Origin of the sequence: Neisseria weixii, from assembly GCF_042658245.1 — a bacterium.
Lineage (GTDB): Bacteria > Pseudomonadota > Gammaproteobacteria > Burkholderiales > Neisseriaceae > Neisseria > Neisseria weixii.
This window is the reverse complement of record NZ_JBHSPY010000026.1, coordinates 14,322-29,949: the sequence shown is the minus strand read 5'-3', so window position 1 is coordinate 29,949 and position 15,628 is coordinate 14,322. Positions and strand designations below refer to the sequence as shown.

The following is a 15,628-nucleotide window of genomic DNA, read 5'->3' as shown; positions in this document are numbered from 1 at the left end:
ATCAGATTTAATCCTTACTAAATTACAAAAATCTCAAAACCCCATACCAAACAGCAGCCACTCAATCAACATAGGCCGTCTGAAATCAAATTTTTCAAACAGCATTCACTTGTCTTTTTTACGACATATTTATATCAGTAGCCATAGATTTCAGACAACCTTGATACTTTTACAGGGATTTTTTGATATGATTCAGGCTACTTTTATCTTTTTATCTATCAGGCTTTTGATTATGTCGGTCTATACGAGTGTTTCAGATGATGAGATGCGCGCGTTTCTCACTCAATATAATTTAGGTGACTTCGTTTCTTTGCAGGGTATTGCTCAAGGGATTACCAACAGTAATTACTTTTTAACAACTACAACTGGGCGATACGTATTAACCGTATTTGAAGTGCTGAAGCAAGAAGAATTACCTTTTTTCTTGCAATTGAATTTACATTTGAGCAATAACGGTGTCGCCTGTCCGGCACCGATTATTCGTAAAGACGGCAAATTAGATTCCACTTTAGTCGGTAAACCGGCTTGTTTAGTGACTTGCTTAAAAGGCTCCGACACCAGCTGGGCCACAGAAGCCCAATGCTTTAATACTGGTACGATGTTAGCGAAGATGCATTTAGCCGGGCAAGATTTCCCATTGACCATGGAAAATTCTCGTTACGATCGTTGGTGGCGTGAAGCTTGCTCCCAGCTTTTACCGGTTTTGAACGATGAAGATGCACGATTATTGCAAAAGGAAATTGCATTTTTAGATGGAAACCTAGGCCATCACCTACCTTCTGGTATTATTCATGCAGATTTGTTTAAAGACAATGTTTTGCTGGATGGCGAACACGTTGCCGGCTTTATCGACTTTTATTACGCCTGCACCGGTAATTTCATGTATGATTTAGCGATTGCAGTAAACGATTGGGCGCGAACAGCTGACAATCACTTGGATACACCTTTGCGCGATGCATTTATTAAAGGCTATGAAAGCATTCGACCAATATCTGATGAAGAACGCGCTTACTTTCCGACGGCACAACGCGCAGCTTGCATCCGCTTTTGGGTATCGCGCTTATTGGATTTCCACTTCCCACAATCCGGTGAAATGACTTTTATTAAAGATCCAAACGCTTTCCGCGACTTATTGCTGAATTTAAATGATTAATTTTAAAGGCATCTGAAAGAATTGAATTGCACCTTTGAAAGCTGGAGGAATTGTCCAACTTTCAAAGGTGCAGTTCATTTTTCAGACGGCCTTTACACAGCAAAAACCATCTGATGTCTTACTTCGCGTATTTTTCAAAAATCTGCTCAATCAAGGCGTCTGCGGCTGTCCAATCTACGCTGTCTGCTTCCGGTAAGGTAGCATTTCTCTCCGCAGTAGCCGCCATATTTTTACCCGTGCCTGCAGAAGAAATATCAACCGTTACAGTCATCAACAACCCTACTCTTAATGGATTGGCAGCCAATTCTTTTTCATCTAAGCTGATCCGCACCGGTACACGTTGTGCTTTTTTTGTCCAACTGTCAGCCGAAATTTGTGTAGACTGTAATGCAAATGCGTTGCCTGTACCGGCAGACAGACCCATGACCTTGCCGTGATAAACAACTTTATCACCATACAAATCAGTCACCATCTGCACCGGCTGGCCGATTTTCATTTTACGCAATTGCGATTCTTTAAAATTAGCTTCAACCCACAAATTATGCAACGGAACCACTGCCATCAATGCCGCCCCCTGCTGAATACGTTGCCCTACTTGAATATTTCGCTTGGCGATTTGTCCGGCCATAGGTGAACGGATTTGCGTGCGCTGCAGATTCAACCATGCATCTTTAATATGGCTGACGGCCGTCTGAACAGCAGGTTGCTGGCGTAATGGAATATTGTTACCCAGCACCGCTTGTGCAGCTGCCTCTTGGGCTTCCACAGCCTTTAATGCCGCTTGCGCCTGAACCACTGCGGCCCGCGCATGGCTTAGTTCTTCCCCTGAGATTGCATCTGTTCCAGCCAATGCTTCGCGCCGACCCAAATCTGATTGAGCTTTTGCTAATTCAGCCTTGCGTAACAAAACTTCTGCCTTTACTTGAGAATTATTTGCAGTCTGTTGCTTGTTTTGACGAATTGCCTGGATTAATTCATTTTGCGCGCGGTCGTAGTCCAACTGAAAATCGGTGTCATCCAACGAAACCAGTACATCACCTCTTTTGACTACATCAGTATCATCAAACATCACTTTACGCACAGTGCCGTTCACTTGCGGTGTAATTTGTACTAAATGACCGGCGACATAAGCATCATCTGTAGCCTCTTCTTTTTGCAACATCAAGAAATAAACCAATGCGGCACCCAGCGCCAAAACAATTACGAATAAGGTCAAAATCGTCAGATTGCGCGTGCGATGGTTATTTACATTAAATAAAGATTCCTTTGGAGGAAGCTTGGGCGTTTGTTGATTGTCTTGCTGATCCATGAGTGTGTACTTATCCCGATTTCGAAATTGGGTCATTTATCTTTAATTTTTTAAATAACAATTATTTATTATTACCTGACCATCATTTATATCATAAAGAATAAAAAGCAAACAGATTGGGGGCATTCTATATTTGCATGCATATTCAATCAAGTGATTTTCCTACAAATTATTTACGCTCAGCAGCCAATAAGTGAATATATCCTTACCCTATAACCATAAGTGCACCAGGCATACCTGTTATAAACTGATCGACCATTATCAAGATTCTATCTCAAAGCAATATCTAATATTAGCCGCCCATATTAATATGTCGTCCGAAAATTTCAGGCAGCATCTCTCAATAAAAAAACAACAACAAAACTCTAAACCAACGATAGCCAAATAAGTATGTCAGCATAAATGTAACCAATTGCGACGGACGAATGTTGTCTTACAGCGGCAAATGCCAACCCCATAAACAATAATTCTTGAAGAAAGCCATTAACAAAAGCCAAGCCCCCCACCAAAAAGAATACTGAATTGCTTGAATTTCACTGCCCACTTCACAGTTTGTCGTCATCGCAGCCGCATAATCGGAAAAAAGCCGATAATGCACATGTCAAATAAAGTGCTTGTCAGCATCAGCGATACAGTCAAAAATTAAAGCCAAGGGCAAAGCGTAACGTTTGGCTGAAAATTCAAAGCTTTAAAATCAAAGCGACAATAGCGTGAGTATATAAAAGCCACACCCTTAGCCAAACATTCTATAGCGATGCGCAAATAAGCGTCTTGTGTATAAAATTAAGCAAAGCCGGTTCATCCATGCCTTGCTGCTACAGCTTCCAATACGCATAGATTAAACCAACAATTGCGTATCCAAAAAAATCAAAGACAAAACAAAAATACCGATTAATACCAACCCGCTTCATGTTGCTAAAAATATTCAGACGGCCTGAAGTTAAAACTCAGCCGTCTGAAAAGAAAAACCAATCAATTGTGTTTCTCGTTTTATTTACTGACTTTAAAGCCACCACCCAATTGCATATGCACATTACTCCATGCCGTCAACAATTGCGCCTGTTGCTGCACCTGATTCATTCTTAACTGAACAGCTTCGTCTTGTTGCTTCAATACCGACAAACCGTTTTCCAAACCTGCCTTGACACGCTCCTGCGCGGCGCGTACTGATTTATCCGAAGTTTTCAGCATTTTCTCCCATACCGGCTTTTGCGCTTGCAAACTTTGGTAATCAGCAATGGCATCGGCCGAGGCGCGCATAGCGTTTAAAACCGCTCGATCATACACAGCCACTTGCTCATTGTATTGCGCACGTTTTCCCGCCAAACGGGATTGCAAAGCACCAGAAGTAAAAATCGGCAGGTTCAGCGCAGGCACCACGCCCAACATGCCCGACGCTTTATTCCGCACCACATTAAACGCGTCAATATGCCCCAAACCAGCCAACAATTTCAATTCAATATTCGGATAAAACTCAGCTTCAGTTGCTTTCACTTTATGCAAGCGCGCGCTTAACACGGCTTTTTGCGCCGCCACATCCGGACGCGCCGCCAATAAATCGGCATGCAATTTACCCACCGGCAGCACAGGTGCATTGGCCAGCTTTTCCGGCGCAGAAACTACCAAACCCATCGGCGTTGTACCGGTTAACGCAGCCAAGCTGTGACGCACTTTAAGCTGTTGCTGCGCGAGAGCCAGCTTTTCCAACTCCAATTTTTGCTGCGCCATTTCAATCGGGTAAACCGATTCAGACGGCATCAATTTGGCATCAATCCGACGTTTGACCAATAGCAGCATTTTATCGGACAAGGCCATGCGCTGTTCAATCAATGCCTGTTGTTCAGCCAATGCCTGCCAGGTAAAATATTGCGCTGCTACCGCATGTGCTAAGGCAATACGCGCTTGGTGCGCTTCATATAATATGGCCTGGCGCTGACCTAAAATCGAAGCTAGTTGCTCGCGGTTTTTACCCCAAAAATCAAATGTCCAACTACCTTGCACCGCCACATTGGCCGACAACAATTGATTGTCTGTTTTACTGTGCGTTGAAGACGGTTTCGGTGCAGCATACATGGCAAGGCCATTACCCACCAAACCCAATTGCGTTTTATCGGCAGCACCGGTTATGCCCAACTGAGCTTGAGCCTGCTCAAAACGGGCTTTTGCCACGCGCAAATCAGGCGATGTTTGAATGGCGCGCGCAATCAGGATATTGAGTTTTTTATCCTGCAATTTCAGCCACCAAGCATTTTGGCCGAGTACTGAATTGCCCTGCGATAAAGAATGCACCGTTGGGTTCTCCAACGGTGCTTGCTTGCCAAATTGGGCACATGCGGCCAGCGTTGCTGCTGCGATGAGACACATGCCTGTCTTGGCGATTCGGAATTTCATGAACGACTCCATTATCATGTTTTGCAGCCGCCAGCGTGACACATCAACCATCCAAACGGTTTAACAGTTTGGTCAGCAGATATTGCAGCTGCACATAATCATCATTGGTGTAATCCTGCCAAGCATCACCGCTTTTGCTTGAAATCTGCGGCCAAACTTTTTGAATAAACGACTCACCTTCAGTAGTTAATTTTAACACAATCTGACGACGGTCTTGCTGATTGATATGGCGTTCTACCCAACCGCGTTCTACCATTTCATCCGACAGACGGGTTGCACTGGTGCGTGTCAAATCCATCAAATCGCTCAAACGCGAAGGCAAAATTTCGCTATTCGGGCTGACATAAATCGCCATCATGGCAAACCATAAATTTTCGTTGATGCCGAAAACTTTCAAGCTCTCGTTCAAATGGCTGCTTAAACGCTCGGTTACAACGCGCAGCAATCTTCCTGCTTGAGTTTGATGCTCGGAAAATTCAGGCAGTCGGCCTGACAACAAGCGCAACGCATTAACTAATTCGACTTGTGAAAAACTCATTGTATGTTCTCTTATTCAGATGGCTAAATTTGTTTCGAATAAAGCAGAATGAATCATGACATATTCATTTACCTTAATATACCAGATACTTACTTTTCAACACTATATTAATTCAGCTGATTATTTTTCTAATGAAAATCTGATAATCGGTTTACGCAAATTACAAACGGGTTGCATTATGCATATTAAATATGATTAGCTGCGATAATAACCGACCATCTTATTTTAAATTCATGACTATTACGTCAACGCACTATTCCTTAAGAAATATAATTGTCATATAAACACTCTAGTTTAGAAGTGCAAGCGGTACATTAGTTCATTCAAGGTGAGACTATTTCATCACTTTCTCTTGCCGATCTGAAATTAAATTCCCACACGCATAGAAATTTTTATATTAAAATCAGTGATTACGTGGTTCGAAAACCTCCCACATTAAAAAACTAAGGAAACAACAAAAATGTCCCGCAACACCGAAGAATTAAACGGTATTTCCCTATTGGGCAACCAGCATACCCAATATCCCACCGAATACAATCCCAATATTCTGGAAGCATTCGAAAACAAACACCCCGGCAATGATTATTTTGTTAAATTCATCTGCCCGGAATTCACTAGTCTGTGCCCGATGACCGGCCAGCCGGATTTCGCCACCATCTATATCCGCTATATTCCGCACATCAAAATGGTGGAAAGCAAATCACTGAAACTTTATTTATTCAGCTTCCGTAATCACGGGGATTTTCATGAAGACTGCGTCAACACCGTCATGAAAGACCTGATTGCACTGATGGATCCGAAATACATCGAAGTCTATGGCGACTTCACGCCACGCGGCGGCATTGCCATTCATCCTTTTGCCAACTACGGCAAAACCGGTACTGAGTTCGAAAGCTTGGCACGCAAGCGCCTGTTTGAGCACGACGCCCACTAAATCTATTTAAAAAATCCAATAATTCTTTCAGACGGTCTCATGATTGCAACAGGCCGTCTGAAAGCCGTTTCCGAAAGAATCTCATGTATCAATTTACCCAAGCCCAACAGAAAAAAGCCCTGTTTTGGCTCGTTTTATTCCATATTCTTATCATCGCTTCCAGCAATTATCTGGTGCAATTTCCCTTTGAAATTTTTGGCGTGCACTCCACTTGGGGGGCGCTCAGTTTTCCGTTTATCTTTTTGGCCACCGACTTGACCGTGCGTATTTTCGGGTCTCACTTAGCAAGACGGATTATTTTTCGGGTGATGTTCCCTGCCTTATTGCTCTCTTATGTATTTTCCGTTTTATTCAGCCAAGGCAGTTGGACAGGCTGGGCATCGTTGGCCACATTCGACACCTTCGTTGGCCGAATCGCCCTTGCCAGCTTTGCCGCCTATGCGCTCGGTCAAATGATGGATATTTTTGTATTCAACCGCTTACGCCGTCTGAAATCATGGTGGGCTGCACCAACTGCATCAACCTTAATCGGCAATGCCTTAGATACATTGGTTTTCTTCGGCGTCGCCTTTTATGCCAGCAGCGATGCCTTTATGGCACAGCATTGGCCGGACATCGCCTTTATTGATTACTTATTCAAACTCGCCATCTGCACTCTGTTTTTCCTGCCTGCTTATGGCGTAATTCTGAACTTCCTCACCAAGAAACTCACCACCTTGCAAGCAAACCATGCCGATAGCTCCGCTACACTGGTGGCACAAGAATAAAGTTAGGCCGTCTGAAAATTTCAGACGGCCTCTTTTATTTTTATTTTTAAAACAACAATGCCGTCTGAAACTTTTCAGACGGCATTGATATTATTGGCCTCGCCAACAGGAATCGAACCTGTATTTTACGCTTAGGAGGCATACGTTCTATCCGTTGAACTATGGCGAGCGCGTTAAACTTTTCCGGCAATAAACGACAATATACCTGCGGCAATCAGCGGACCAACGGGAATACCGCCCAAAAAAGCCACGCCGGCGATAGTACCGATTAACAAGCCGGTTACCAAAATCGGCTGGCTGCTCATCAACGGCACACCATGCCCGGCAATCCATGCCACAAAAATACCGACAGCCACCGCGGCCAGCATTTTGACATTTAAAAAGGCCGCCAGATTAGGCAGCTGCACTTTACCCGAAACCAAAGGACTCAACACACCAATGGTCAGAAAAATAATACCGACACTCAAACCATATTTTTCCGCAAATGGAATGTATTTTGCCAAGGCCGTTTGTTGCATCAATAATAAAACAATCGCGGAAATCGTAATCGAATTATTGTTGCTCAACACGCCCAGCAAAATCAGCGCCACCAAGAAAAGCGGGATAAAACTGAAATTCATGTCACGCTCTTTAAGACACGCGTGCCAAAGATTCTTCGGCAAGCTGACGCATGGCTTCGGTAACCTCACTTTGCGGCAAGACATTCAAACACGCAATCGCTTTTTCAACCGCTTTACGCGCTTCGTTTACCGAATACGGCAAAGCGTCTGAGTTGACCACATGATGATGGATTTTCTCAAAATAGCTGCGATCGGCATTTTCCAAAGCATGGCGCACATCGTTCGCCGCCTGCTCCGAGCCATTGCGCATCAGATAAATCAGCGGCAAGGTCGGTTTACCCTCAGCCAAATCATCGCCGACGTTTTTGCCGATTTCTTCAGTTTCACCCGAATAATCCAATACATCATCGATAATTTGGAATGCCGTACCGACATACATGCCGTAATCTTTCAACGCCTGCTCTTGCTCCGGCGCAGCCTTGCCTAAAATGGCACCGACTTGCGCAGCGGCTTCAAACAGCTTGGCGGTTTTGTACTGAATGACCTGCACATATTCAGTCTCGGCAATATCGGTATTGCCGATATTCATCAGCTGCATCACTTCGCCTTCTGCAATGATATTGGTCGCGTCTGCCATCACTTCCAAAATCTTCATACTGCCCGAGCCGACCATCAACTGAAATGCACGGGTATATAAAAAGTCACCCACCAATACCGCCGCCGCATTGCCAAACAGATTATTCGCGGTTTTGCGGCCACGGCGCAAATCACTCTCGTCTACCACATCATCATGCAGCAACGTCGATGTATGAATAAATTCCACCATCGCCGCCAGTGAATACAGCTTCTCATCATCATAGCCCACGGCCTTTCCCGCCAAAATGGTGATAATCGGGCGCAGTCGCTTGCCGCCGGCGCTGATGATATAGGTACCGATTTGGGAAATCAGCGCCACATCCGACTGAACAGCTTGATTAATCACAACATTGACTTTGGCTAAATCATCAGACAGATGACGTTGGAAATAAGGCAGATTTTCGAGCATAACCGGAATTTCTAGAAAATTAAAAGAGAGTGTTGCATAAAAATATCATATCCAGCGCGCGATTATAGCAGCAAAGACCGTTTTATACACCTTTCAGGCGGCATTTTCATCACAACAGAAATAAACTTTGACAAAACAGCAAAATATGCATAAAATTCAAGGTTTCGCACATAGGGTGCGAATGATTTAACCATAAATTCTCATGGAGTTGAGTATGTACGCGGTCGTAAAAACCGGCGGTAAACAATACAAAGTTACCGTTGGCGAAAAATTGAAAGTAGAACAGATACCAGCCGAACTCGACAGCCAAATCGAACTGAACGAAGTTTTGATGATTGCTGACGGCGAGTCTGTAAAAGTAGGCGCTCCTTTTATCGAAGACGCAAAAGTAACAGCCAAAGTAGTGGCTCACGGTCGTGGCGAAAAAGTCCGCATTTTCAAAATGCGCCGTCGCAAACACTACCAAAAACGCCAAGGCCACCGCCAAAATTTCACCCAAATCGAAATCGTGGCAATCGCCTGATTTAACACAAGCTAAGGAGTATTCAACATGGCAAGTAAAAAAGCAGGCGGCAGCACCCGCAACGGTCGCGATTCGGAAGCCAAACGCTTGGGCGTGAAAGCCTACGGCAGCGAACTGATTCCGGCAGGCTCTATCATCGTCCGTCAACGCGGCACTAAATTCCACGCCGGCGACAACGTAGGCATGGGCAAAGACCACACTTTGTTCGCTAAAGTTGACGGTTACGTAGAGTTCAAAACCAAAGGCGCGTTAAACCGCAAAACTGTAAGCGTCCGTCCTTACACCGGTTCTGAAGAGTAACCCACCCAAATCAAACCGCTTCTTATGCTAAGAAGCGGTTTTTTCTTATCCCCATGCTTATCCCCCACGTTAATTTTTATTAACCCTCCCCTGCCAAATCAGACATTCCCACGCCTTTTCCCTGTCTTAATGTGGACACTTGATATACATTAAAGCCCACGTAAAAGCTTGCATACCGAATGAATCTTTGCTTTATTCTATAAGCAATTTTGCTATAATTTGCCAATCATTCCGGATTACCCATCAACTGCCGGCACACAGTGCTTAAGGCCGTCTGAAAATAATCCACAGCCATTACAATAAAGGATACCTCCATGAGCTTACACAGCGATATTCTCGTCGTCGGCGCAGGCCCGGCAGGCCTCAGCTTTGCCGCAGAACTGGCAGGCAGCGGTTTAAAAGTGACCCTTATCGAACGCAGCCCGCTGGCTGTGTTGCAAAATCCGCCATACGACGGCCGGGAAATCGCACTCACCCACCTTTCCCGCGAAATCATGCAACGCCTAGGCATGTGGGAACGAATTCCCGCAGACGAAATTTACCCATTACGCGATGCCAAAGTATTAAACGGCCAATCCGATTACCAACTCCATTTTCCACAACCCACCCAAGCACGCGGCGAACCGGCCGACTGCTTAGGCTACTTGGTTTCCAACCACAATATCCGCAAAGCCGCGTATGAAGTGGTCGCCACACTCGATAATGTCACTATTCTGACCGACACCAACGTTAAAGATGTCAAAGTATCCGATCAAGAAGCGCAAGTCATCCTCGAAAACGGCGGCATCCTGACCGCATGCCTGCTTTTGGCCGCCGACAGCCGCTTCTCACAAACCCGCCGCCAATTGGGCATTTCATCCGACATGCACGATTACAGCCGCACCATGTTTGTCGGCCGTATGAAACACACGCTTTCCAACGGCCACACCGCCTACGAATGCTTCCACTATGGCCGCACCATTGCCCTGCTGCCGCTGGAAGAACACATCACCAATACCGTTATCACCGTCGATGCCGATAAAACCGATTCCATCAAAGCCTTAAGCAACGAAGAGCTGGCCGCGATGGTCAAAACTCAATTAAAAGGCCGCTTGGGCGATATGGAAGTGGTCAGCACATTCCATAATTACCCACTGGTCGGCATGATTGCCCAACGCTTCTACGGCAAACGCAGCGCCCTTATCGGCGATGCCGCCGTCGGCATGCATCCCGTTACCGCGCACGGTTTCAACTTAGGCCTATCCAGCGCCGATATTTTGGCCAAACTGATTTTAGAAGCCGAACAACGCGGTCAAGACATCGGCTCAAGCACCCTGCTGGAAAAATACAACAGCAAACACATGCTGCACGCCCACCCGATTTACCACGGCACCAATATGCTGCTGAAACTTTTCACCAACGAAACCGCCCCGGCCAAAATCCTACGCGGCTTGGTATTGCGCGCCAGCAATAATTTCCCACCGATTAAGAAGCTGATTACTAAGCAGTTGACCGGTTAGGGATTTGAATAATTTGCACAATAGATAATAGCAAAAGGCCGTCTGAAAATTCAGACGGCCTTTTGCTATCTTATGAATATCTAATACTCTAGATTGGTTTTAATTCATTTAAAATAAAATTACATGAATTCATTCATAAATATATTTAAATAACATTTCAACTGATTTAGTATCTAATCAACAATTTTGCAGCCACTAATACTAAAATCACTTTTGTCAACTTTATTTGACATTGTAATTTGACAGCTCCAAAGACCTGAAGGATTACGTAATAATTCAACTGTTGTACCTGTTAATATCGCGCTAACATCACCGCCAATGACTGCTTCAATTCCGCCAAAACTGCCATCAGCAGATTTAATAGTAGCTAAACTAATAATATTAGAGACAGGATTATCACCTTGAATTCCTATGTATTCATAAATACCTCCATTATCAGAGTATGGAGTGCCATTTTGCGCAGCATCTACAGTAGGAAAACCACCATTAGACAAAATGGTCTCAATAGATGCTTTGGTGCTTGATAATTCATGTACAACACGCGCTAATTGAGCTTTTCCAACATAATTTTGATAAATTGGTAACGCAAATGCTGATAACACCCCTATAATAACCAATACGATCATCAATTCAACTAATGTAAACCCACCTGCTATATGGTTTTTATGCATCTTTTAAACCTTTATCAACTTAATAATTATAAAAGCGTACCATATTTCTATGATACGCTTTTCAAGATTACAAAATGGTTACAATTAAGGGTTAGCTGCGTTAGCTGCTACTACAGCACAACCTGATGGTACATATTTTTCATCAGTATTAGTTGTACAAGACCAAGTACCATCGGTAGTACGTGTCCAAGTTAGTGTATCATCTTGTAAGTCAGCTGCTGCATTGTTACCAAAAGTAGCTACAATTGTGGCTGCACCAGTATCTTGTAAAGTTACCTGAGGCACACCTGTACCAGTTGCTAAGGTTTCACCACTTTGCGCAGCACCAGCTAACAAGTTAGATCCAGTTGCACCAATTTTACAGTTACCATTTTGGTCGCCAACAGTCAACTTACCATCCAAAATACAAGTCTCAGCAACTGTTTTCAGGTTACCAGATTCACCCATTACACGTGAAACTTGTGAACGAGCGATGTAGTTTTGATACATAGGTAACGCAATCGCCGCCAAAATACCGATAATTGCAACTACGATCATTAATTCAATCAGGGTAAAACCTTTTTGCATGCTTTTCATTTAATTAACTCCAGTTAAAAAATTTGTGAATAATTGGTTGTATATTATATTTTAAAAATCCGTAATGCGCTTGGCACTTTTGTTTACTGCATATGAGTAAAACCATAAAGAAGAAGGAATATACAGCTTCCGGCTCGGTATCCGTTACGCTTCAACTTTGCCGGATATAATCAATCAAGCAATGGGCGTGCCAGTTTTCAATAAATCTTGAAATTTTCGCATATTTTATCAAAAGCTGTTGTTTTATATAATTATTCTATCCATTCCTAGTTTCAGACGGCCTAAAATATCTGTTCTTAAAGCGGAGTTGAAAATTTCAATATGACATTTTTTGTCAATTTTCATGGATATTCGTCATTTTTATTTTAGCCGTTTTTTGTCACCTGCCGTTTTTTGTCACTTTCCAACCCAATATTGATAATATATTAAATATTTGGATAATCGGTTTCAATTTAAAACGAACGGAATACCGCATTCATTATTAATTTTTATCCTACTGTTTTTAATGACTTTATTTCCCTATCCAAAACGGCTAGAAAAAAATTAGGCATTTATTCTGATTTTAGCTTACTGAGTGATAAATTTAGTTAAATTTTAAATGAATATCTAATATGCCGATTAAATAATATATTTGCATAACATCAGCGGTTCACGATAAATCCGTCTATAGGCGCATACGCTGCAAAATCTGCATGTTGGTCAAGCAAAACAATCCAATCTTTATTCAGACTACTGGTAAACGGTAAGTAATACAGCTGCTCATCGGATTTCACTGATGCGCTCGAAAGAATCTCTGCTTCACTCAAGCCCCGCGCTTGTGCCAATACGGATAGGGGTTTCATCTTGGCACGGATTTTCGCACGTTCTTTCTCATCATCTTCAAGCCACCAATTCGGCCGCATACTTGGCTCAATCCCTTGTAAAGACATGGATAAACTTTGGTTGGCTTCTTCCATATCCACAGGCTCACGCAGGCCCACACGCTTTACACCAAACTATGATAATTGCTGCAAACCTTCCGGCACATTGGGTAGCTGCTCATCATCAATTTCAGCAGCCGTAACCACCATGATTCTGTCTTGCTCAAAAGCAGCCACCACCGGACGTGCTTGAGAAACGCTGTAAATCCCATACAGTAATGCGGCCAATTAGATAGCACCCGATTAAGCTAAAATCGATTACGCGCTCTTTAGTAGATTTTTTCGGGCTGGCCAATACCAAGGTTAATTAAAGGACCGCATATCACATCAACGATAACAACCAATTTATATAACGCTAAACCACCTGTTAACTCTTCATAAGGATGCGGATACCAGATTTTAAAAACCAATAGTGCTGCTGCACCTGCGACAAAAAGGCTGATTAATAAATGCCAACCTGCATTTTTAAGTGCAAATTTAAGTCGGGATACCGAGGGAATTATATCGGTCATCATTGTATATAATGTGTTTTAAGTGAGTGTTGTTTTATCAAAATCGGGAAATGATTTTCAGACGGCATATTATATATTTCGCTATTTGTTTTCAACTATTATATAAATGCATGACATTCCACCATCAATTAAGTAGAATTTACCTATAAAAAAAAGACCACTCATAAAGTGGTCTTTTAAAATTTGGCTCCCCGACCTGGGCTCGAACCAGGGACCTGCGGATTAACAGTCCGTCGCTCTACCGACTGAGCTATCAGGGAATAAAAATTTGATTGTATTCAACAATAATTAATCTGTCAACCTATTATTTTAATTTTGTGATAATCCAATGTCTCTGCATTATAAAATTTCAGCAATATGTTTGGCAGCGCGTTTGGCATCGAGCAAAATCAAACCTAATTTCCCACTTTCTTTGGCCATCAGAGCCAATACGGCATTGTTACCGGCTTGGCTTAATAAAATATAGCCGTTTTTACCTTTTACCATCACTTGATCAAGCTCACCACAAGCCAATTCTTGTACGGAGCGGTTGCCCAAAGCCAATAAGGTGGCTGACATTGCACCGACGCGGTCGGCATTTAAATGATTTGGCAGTAATGTTGCAATCGGCAAGCCATCGGGAGAAATCACGGCAGAAGCGACAATATCGGTAGAGGTGTTATTCAAATCGCTCAATACGGAGATTAATAATTGTTGCATATTTTATTCCATTCAAAATGTAGTGGGTTATATCAGGTCGGATTAGCGACTGCCGTATCGGTGATATAACACTTTAACCATGGTAACAAAGGCTTCTTTATTTAAATCAGGCATACCACCGATAACCAAAATCAGTTTGGTTTGTCCGATGTAAAGTGGAAAAAAGGTCAATTCGCTTTGGCCTGATGGGTCGCAAATACCCCATGCGCTGTTATTGATGTGCAGATTGTTACGGATCAATAAGCGGTGATTGTCTTCAACTTTTGCTACTTCGCTCGCCAATAAGCCCAATTCTTCAGCCGCCTCGTGATGAAAGCCTGCATTGGCAAAATAAAGCCCGTTTTCATCAGCCAACAATGCTTTGCCGGAATTAGACAATTGCTCTAATAGTTGCGGCAATTGCTCATCAGTTAGATTAACATCGTCTGTACTCATTTGCTCGTCGCCATATAAGAATTCCAAGCGTTGCAAACGATACAGCAAATTCAGTGCTGTGTTGATGTCGCTGGTATCGGCCCAAGCCAGCACTCTTTGGCTGCTGATGGTTTCAGTAGGCTCTGCCCGCAATAAACCGTAGAGCAATGTACGACTGGCGCTCGGGGTTTCGTTGGAAACAGCATAATAGGCACCTGCCGGCGTAATTTTGGGGTACAAATTTGACTGCAGAGAAAGTGTCGATTCCATCTTATACCTCTAAACCCGGATCAATTGAGAATAACATCGCTGTCACCAGCTGCTTTACATCGTCTTCACGACGGGCATCAATCTCAAAAACCGGTACATTAAAATTATTTTGAGCCAAGTATTTTTGATATACATCCACTCCCGGCAGGGAACGGATATCCATTTTGGTCACACCGACCACCAAGGGAGCGGTTTTCAGTAATTCACGGAAAGCTTCCAAAAAAAATTGCAAGTCTTTCAATGGATTAGTGCGGGTATTATCCAGAAGCAATACCAAACCCATACTGCCTTGACTGAGAATTTCCCACATGAAATTGAAGCGTTCTTGACCCGGTGTACCATATAAGTGCACTTTGGTTTCTTCATCCAAATGAATTACACCATAATCCATGGCAACAGTGGTATAGCCTTTGCGCACCAAAGTCATGTCGGAAGCGGAAGCATCGGTTTGAATCGGCGGTTCATCGGATAATGCTGAAATGGCTGTTGTTTTACCTACACCTACCGGACCGGTAAAGATAATTTTATTTTCTTTCATTGACTTGTC

16 protein-coding genes, 2 tRNA genes, 1 pseudogene and 1 riboswitch are annotated in these 15,628 nt (G+C 43.3%); of the genes and pseudogenes, 6 read left to right on the top strand and 13 right to left on the bottom strand.

Annotated elements, in window-relative coordinates; genetic code table 11:
• Positions 1-232 precede the first annotated feature (232 nt).
• Complete coding sequence (gene thrB / locus ACFPVS_RS10735; RefSeq protein WP_096295812.1) at positions 233-1,153, top strand: homoserine kinase; 921 nt, start codon at positions 233-235, stop codon at positions 1,151-1,153.
• Between the two features lie 118 nt (positions 1,154-1,271).
• Here thrB and ACFPVS_RS10730 read toward each other — a convergent pair whose 3' ends face one another.
• From ACFPVS_RS10730 to ACFPVS_RS10720, 3 genes are all read right to left on the bottom strand, one after another.
• A complete protein-coding gene (locus ACFPVS_RS10730) occupies positions 1,272-2,462 on the bottom strand; it encodes an HlyD/EmrA/EmrK family protein (protein ID WP_096295813.1) in 1,191 nt (396 codons plus the stop codon).
• A 990-nt stretch (positions 2,463-3,452) separates the two neighbouring features.
• The gene (locus ACFPVS_RS10725) at positions 3,453-4,853 is read right to left on the bottom strand and encodes an efflux transporter outer membrane subunit (RefSeq protein WP_096295814.1); all 1,401 of its coding nucleotides are present in this window, start codon (positions 4,851-4,853) and stop codon (positions 3,453-3,455) included.
• Positions 4,854-4,896: 43 nt separating this feature from the next.
• Positions 4,897-5,391, bottom strand: coding sequence for a MarR family transcriptional regulator (locus ACFPVS_RS10720; protein WP_096295815.1), 495 nt, complete (start codon positions 5,389-5,391; stop codon positions 4,897-4,899).
• Positions 5,392-5,799: 408 nt separating this feature from the next.
• A riboswitch (PreQ1 riboswitch) is annotated at positions 5,800-5,844 on the top strand.
• Positions 5,845-5,851: 7 nt separating this feature from the next.
• Between ACFPVS_RS10720 and queF the strand changes: the two genes are divergently transcribed.
• The gene (gene queF / locus ACFPVS_RS10715) at positions 5,852-6,325 is read left to right on the top strand and encodes a preQ(1) synthase (RefSeq protein WP_096295816.1); all 474 of its coding nucleotides are present in this window, start codon (positions 5,852-5,854) and stop codon (positions 6,323-6,325) included.
• An 83-nt stretch (positions 6,326-6,408) separates the two neighbouring features.
• Positions 6,409-7,092, top strand: coding sequence for a 7-cyano-7-deazaguanine/7-aminomethyl-7-deazaguanine transporter (locus ACFPVS_RS10710; protein ID WP_096295817.1), 684 nt, complete (start codon positions 6,409-6,411; stop codon positions 7,090-7,092).
• 94 nt (positions 7,093-7,186) lie between these two features.
• Here ACFPVS_RS10710 and ACFPVS_RS10705 read toward each other — a convergent pair.
• The 3 genes from ACFPVS_RS10705 to ACFPVS_RS10695 form a co-directional block, all read right to left on the bottom strand.
• Positions 7,187-7,261: transfer RNA gene (locus ACFPVS_RS10705), tRNA-Arg, on the bottom strand.
• A 4-nt stretch (positions 7,262-7,265) separates the two neighbouring features.
• Positions 7,266-7,712, bottom strand: coding sequence for a DUF441 domain-containing protein (locus ACFPVS_RS10700; RefSeq protein WP_096295818.1), 447 nt, complete (start codon positions 7,710-7,712; stop codon positions 7,266-7,268).
• 10 nt (positions 7,713-7,722) lie between these two features.
• A complete protein-coding gene (locus ACFPVS_RS10695; RefSeq protein ID WP_096295819.1) occupies positions 7,723-8,697 on the bottom strand; it encodes a polyprenyl synthetase family protein in 975 nt (324 codons plus the stop codon).
• Between the two features lie 214 nt (positions 8,698-8,911).
• On the opposite strand from ACFPVS_RS10695, the gene rplU reads away from it, so the two are divergent.
• From rplU to ubiM, 3 genes are all read left to right on the top strand, one after another.
• Positions 8,912-9,220, top strand: coding sequence for a 50S ribosomal protein L21 (gene rplU / locus ACFPVS_RS10690; protein ID WP_096295820.1), 309 nt, complete (start codon positions 8,912-8,914; stop codon positions 9,218-9,220).
• A gap of 27 nt (positions 9,221-9,247) precedes the next feature.
• On the top strand, positions 9,248-9,520 hold the full coding sequence (gene rpmA, locus ACFPVS_RS10685; RefSeq protein WP_096295821.1) for a 50S ribosomal protein L27: 273 nt from the start codon (positions 9,248-9,250) through the stop codon (positions 9,518-9,520).
• Positions 9,521-9,834: 314 nt separating this feature from the next.
• The gene (gene ubiM, locus ACFPVS_RS10680; protein WP_096295822.1) at positions 9,835-11,019 is read left to right on the top strand and encodes a 5-demethoxyubiquinol-8 5-hydroxylase UbiM; all 1,185 of its coding nucleotides are present in this window, start codon (positions 9,835-9,837) and stop codon (positions 11,017-11,019) included.
• Positions 11,020-11,192: 173 nt separating this feature from the next.
• On the opposite strand, the gene ACFPVS_RS10675 is transcribed toward ubiM, so the two are convergent.
• The 7 genes and pseudogenes from ACFPVS_RS10675 to ACFPVS_RS10645 form a co-directional block, all read right to left on the bottom strand.
• Positions 11,193-11,690: a pilin gene (locus ACFPVS_RS10675; protein WP_096295823.1), complete on the bottom strand. Its 498-nt coding sequence runs from the start codon at positions 11,688-11,690 to the stop codon at positions 11,193-11,195.
• A gap of 84 nt (positions 11,691-11,774) precedes the next feature.
• Positions 11,775-12,266, bottom strand: coding sequence for a pilin (locus ACFPVS_RS10670; protein WP_096295824.1), 492 nt, complete (start codon positions 12,264-12,266; stop codon positions 11,775-11,777).
• Between the two features lie 641 nt (positions 12,267-12,907).
• Positions 12,908-13,698: pseudogene (locus ACFPVS_RS10665) on the bottom strand (fimb protein).
• Positions 13,699-13,882: 184 nt separating this feature from the next.
• A tRNA-Asn gene (locus tag ACFPVS_RS10660) sits at positions 13,883-13,958 on the bottom strand.
• A gap of 79 nt (positions 13,959-14,037) precedes the next feature.
• The gene (locus ACFPVS_RS10655; RefSeq protein WP_123804674.1) at positions 14,038-14,397 is read right to left on the bottom strand and encodes a roadblock/LC7 domain-containing protein; all 360 of its coding nucleotides are present in this window, start codon (positions 14,395-14,397) and stop codon (positions 14,038-14,040) included.
• Positions 14,398-14,439: 42 nt separating this feature from the next.
• A complete protein-coding gene (locus ACFPVS_RS10650) occupies positions 14,440-15,081 on the bottom strand; it encodes a peptidase M23 (RefSeq protein ID WP_096295825.1) in 642 nt (213 codons plus the stop codon).
• Between the two features lies 1 nt (position 15,082).
• Positions 15,083-15,619, bottom strand: a complete 537-nt coding sequence (locus ACFPVS_RS10645) for a GTP-binding protein (protein WP_106740194.1) — start codon at positions 15,617-15,619, stop codon at positions 15,083-15,085.
• Positions 15,620-15,628: the final 9 nt, after the last annotated feature.

Bases quoted from the DNA above. Each gene is read 5' to 3' on its own strand.
- thrB (WP_096295812.1), top strand. From the start codon at position 233: ATGTCGGTCTATACGAGTGTTTCAGATGATGAGATGCGCGCGTTTCTC.
- ACFPVS_RS10730 (WP_096295813.1), bottom strand. From the start codon at position 2,462: ATGGATCAGCAAGACAATCAACAAACGCCCAAGCTTCCTCCAAAGGAA.
- ACFPVS_RS10725 (WP_096295814.1), bottom strand. From the start codon at position 4,853: ATGAAATTCCGAATCGCCAAGACAGGCATGTGTCTCATCGCAGCAGCA.
- ACFPVS_RS10720 (WP_096295815.1), bottom strand. From the start codon at position 5,391: ATGAGTTTTTCACAAGTCGAATTAGTTAATGCGTTGCGCTTGTTGTCA.
- queF (WP_096295816.1), top strand. From the start codon at position 5,852: ATGTCCCGCAACACCGAAGAATTAAACGGTATTTCCCTATTGGGCAAC.
- ACFPVS_RS10710 (WP_096295817.1), top strand. From the start codon at position 6,409: ATGTATCAATTTACCCAAGCCCAACAGAAAAAAGCCCTGTTTTGGCTC.
- ACFPVS_RS10700 (WP_096295818.1), bottom strand. From the start codon at position 7,712: ATGAATTTCAGTTTTATCCCGCTTTTCTTGGTGGCGCTGATTTTGCTG.
- ACFPVS_RS10695 (WP_096295819.1), bottom strand. From the start codon at position 8,697: ATGCTCGAAAATCTGCCTTATTTCCAACGTCATCTGTCTGATGATTTA.
- rplU (WP_096295820.1), top strand. From the start codon at position 8,912: ATGTACGCGGTCGTAAAAACCGGCGGTAAACAATACAAAGTTACCGTT.
- rpmA (WP_096295821.1), top strand. From the start codon at position 9,248: ATGGCAAGTAAAAAAGCAGGCGGCAGCACCCGCAACGGTCGCGATTCG.
- ubiM (WP_096295822.1), top strand. From the start codon at position 9,835: ATGAGCTTACACAGCGATATTCTCGTCGTCGGCGCAGGCCCGGCAGGC.
- ACFPVS_RS10675 (WP_096295823.1), bottom strand. From the start codon at position 11,690: ATGCATAAAAACCATATAGCAGGTGGGTTTACATTAGTTGAATTGATG.
- ACFPVS_RS10670 (WP_096295824.1), bottom strand. From the start codon at position 12,266: ATGAAAAGCATGCAAAAAGGTTTTACCCTGATTGAATTAATGATCGTA.
- ACFPVS_RS10655 (WP_123804674.1), bottom strand. From the start codon at position 14,397: ATGCAACAATTATTAATCTCCGTATTGAGCGATTTGAATAACACCTCT.
- ACFPVS_RS10650 (WP_096295825.1), bottom strand. From the start codon at position 15,081: ATGGAATCGACACTTTCTCTGCAGTCAAATTTGTACCCCAAAATTACG.
- ACFPVS_RS10645 (WP_106740194.1), bottom strand. From the start codon at position 15,619: ATGAAAGAAAATAAAATTATCTTTACCGGTCCGGTAGGTGTAGGTAAA.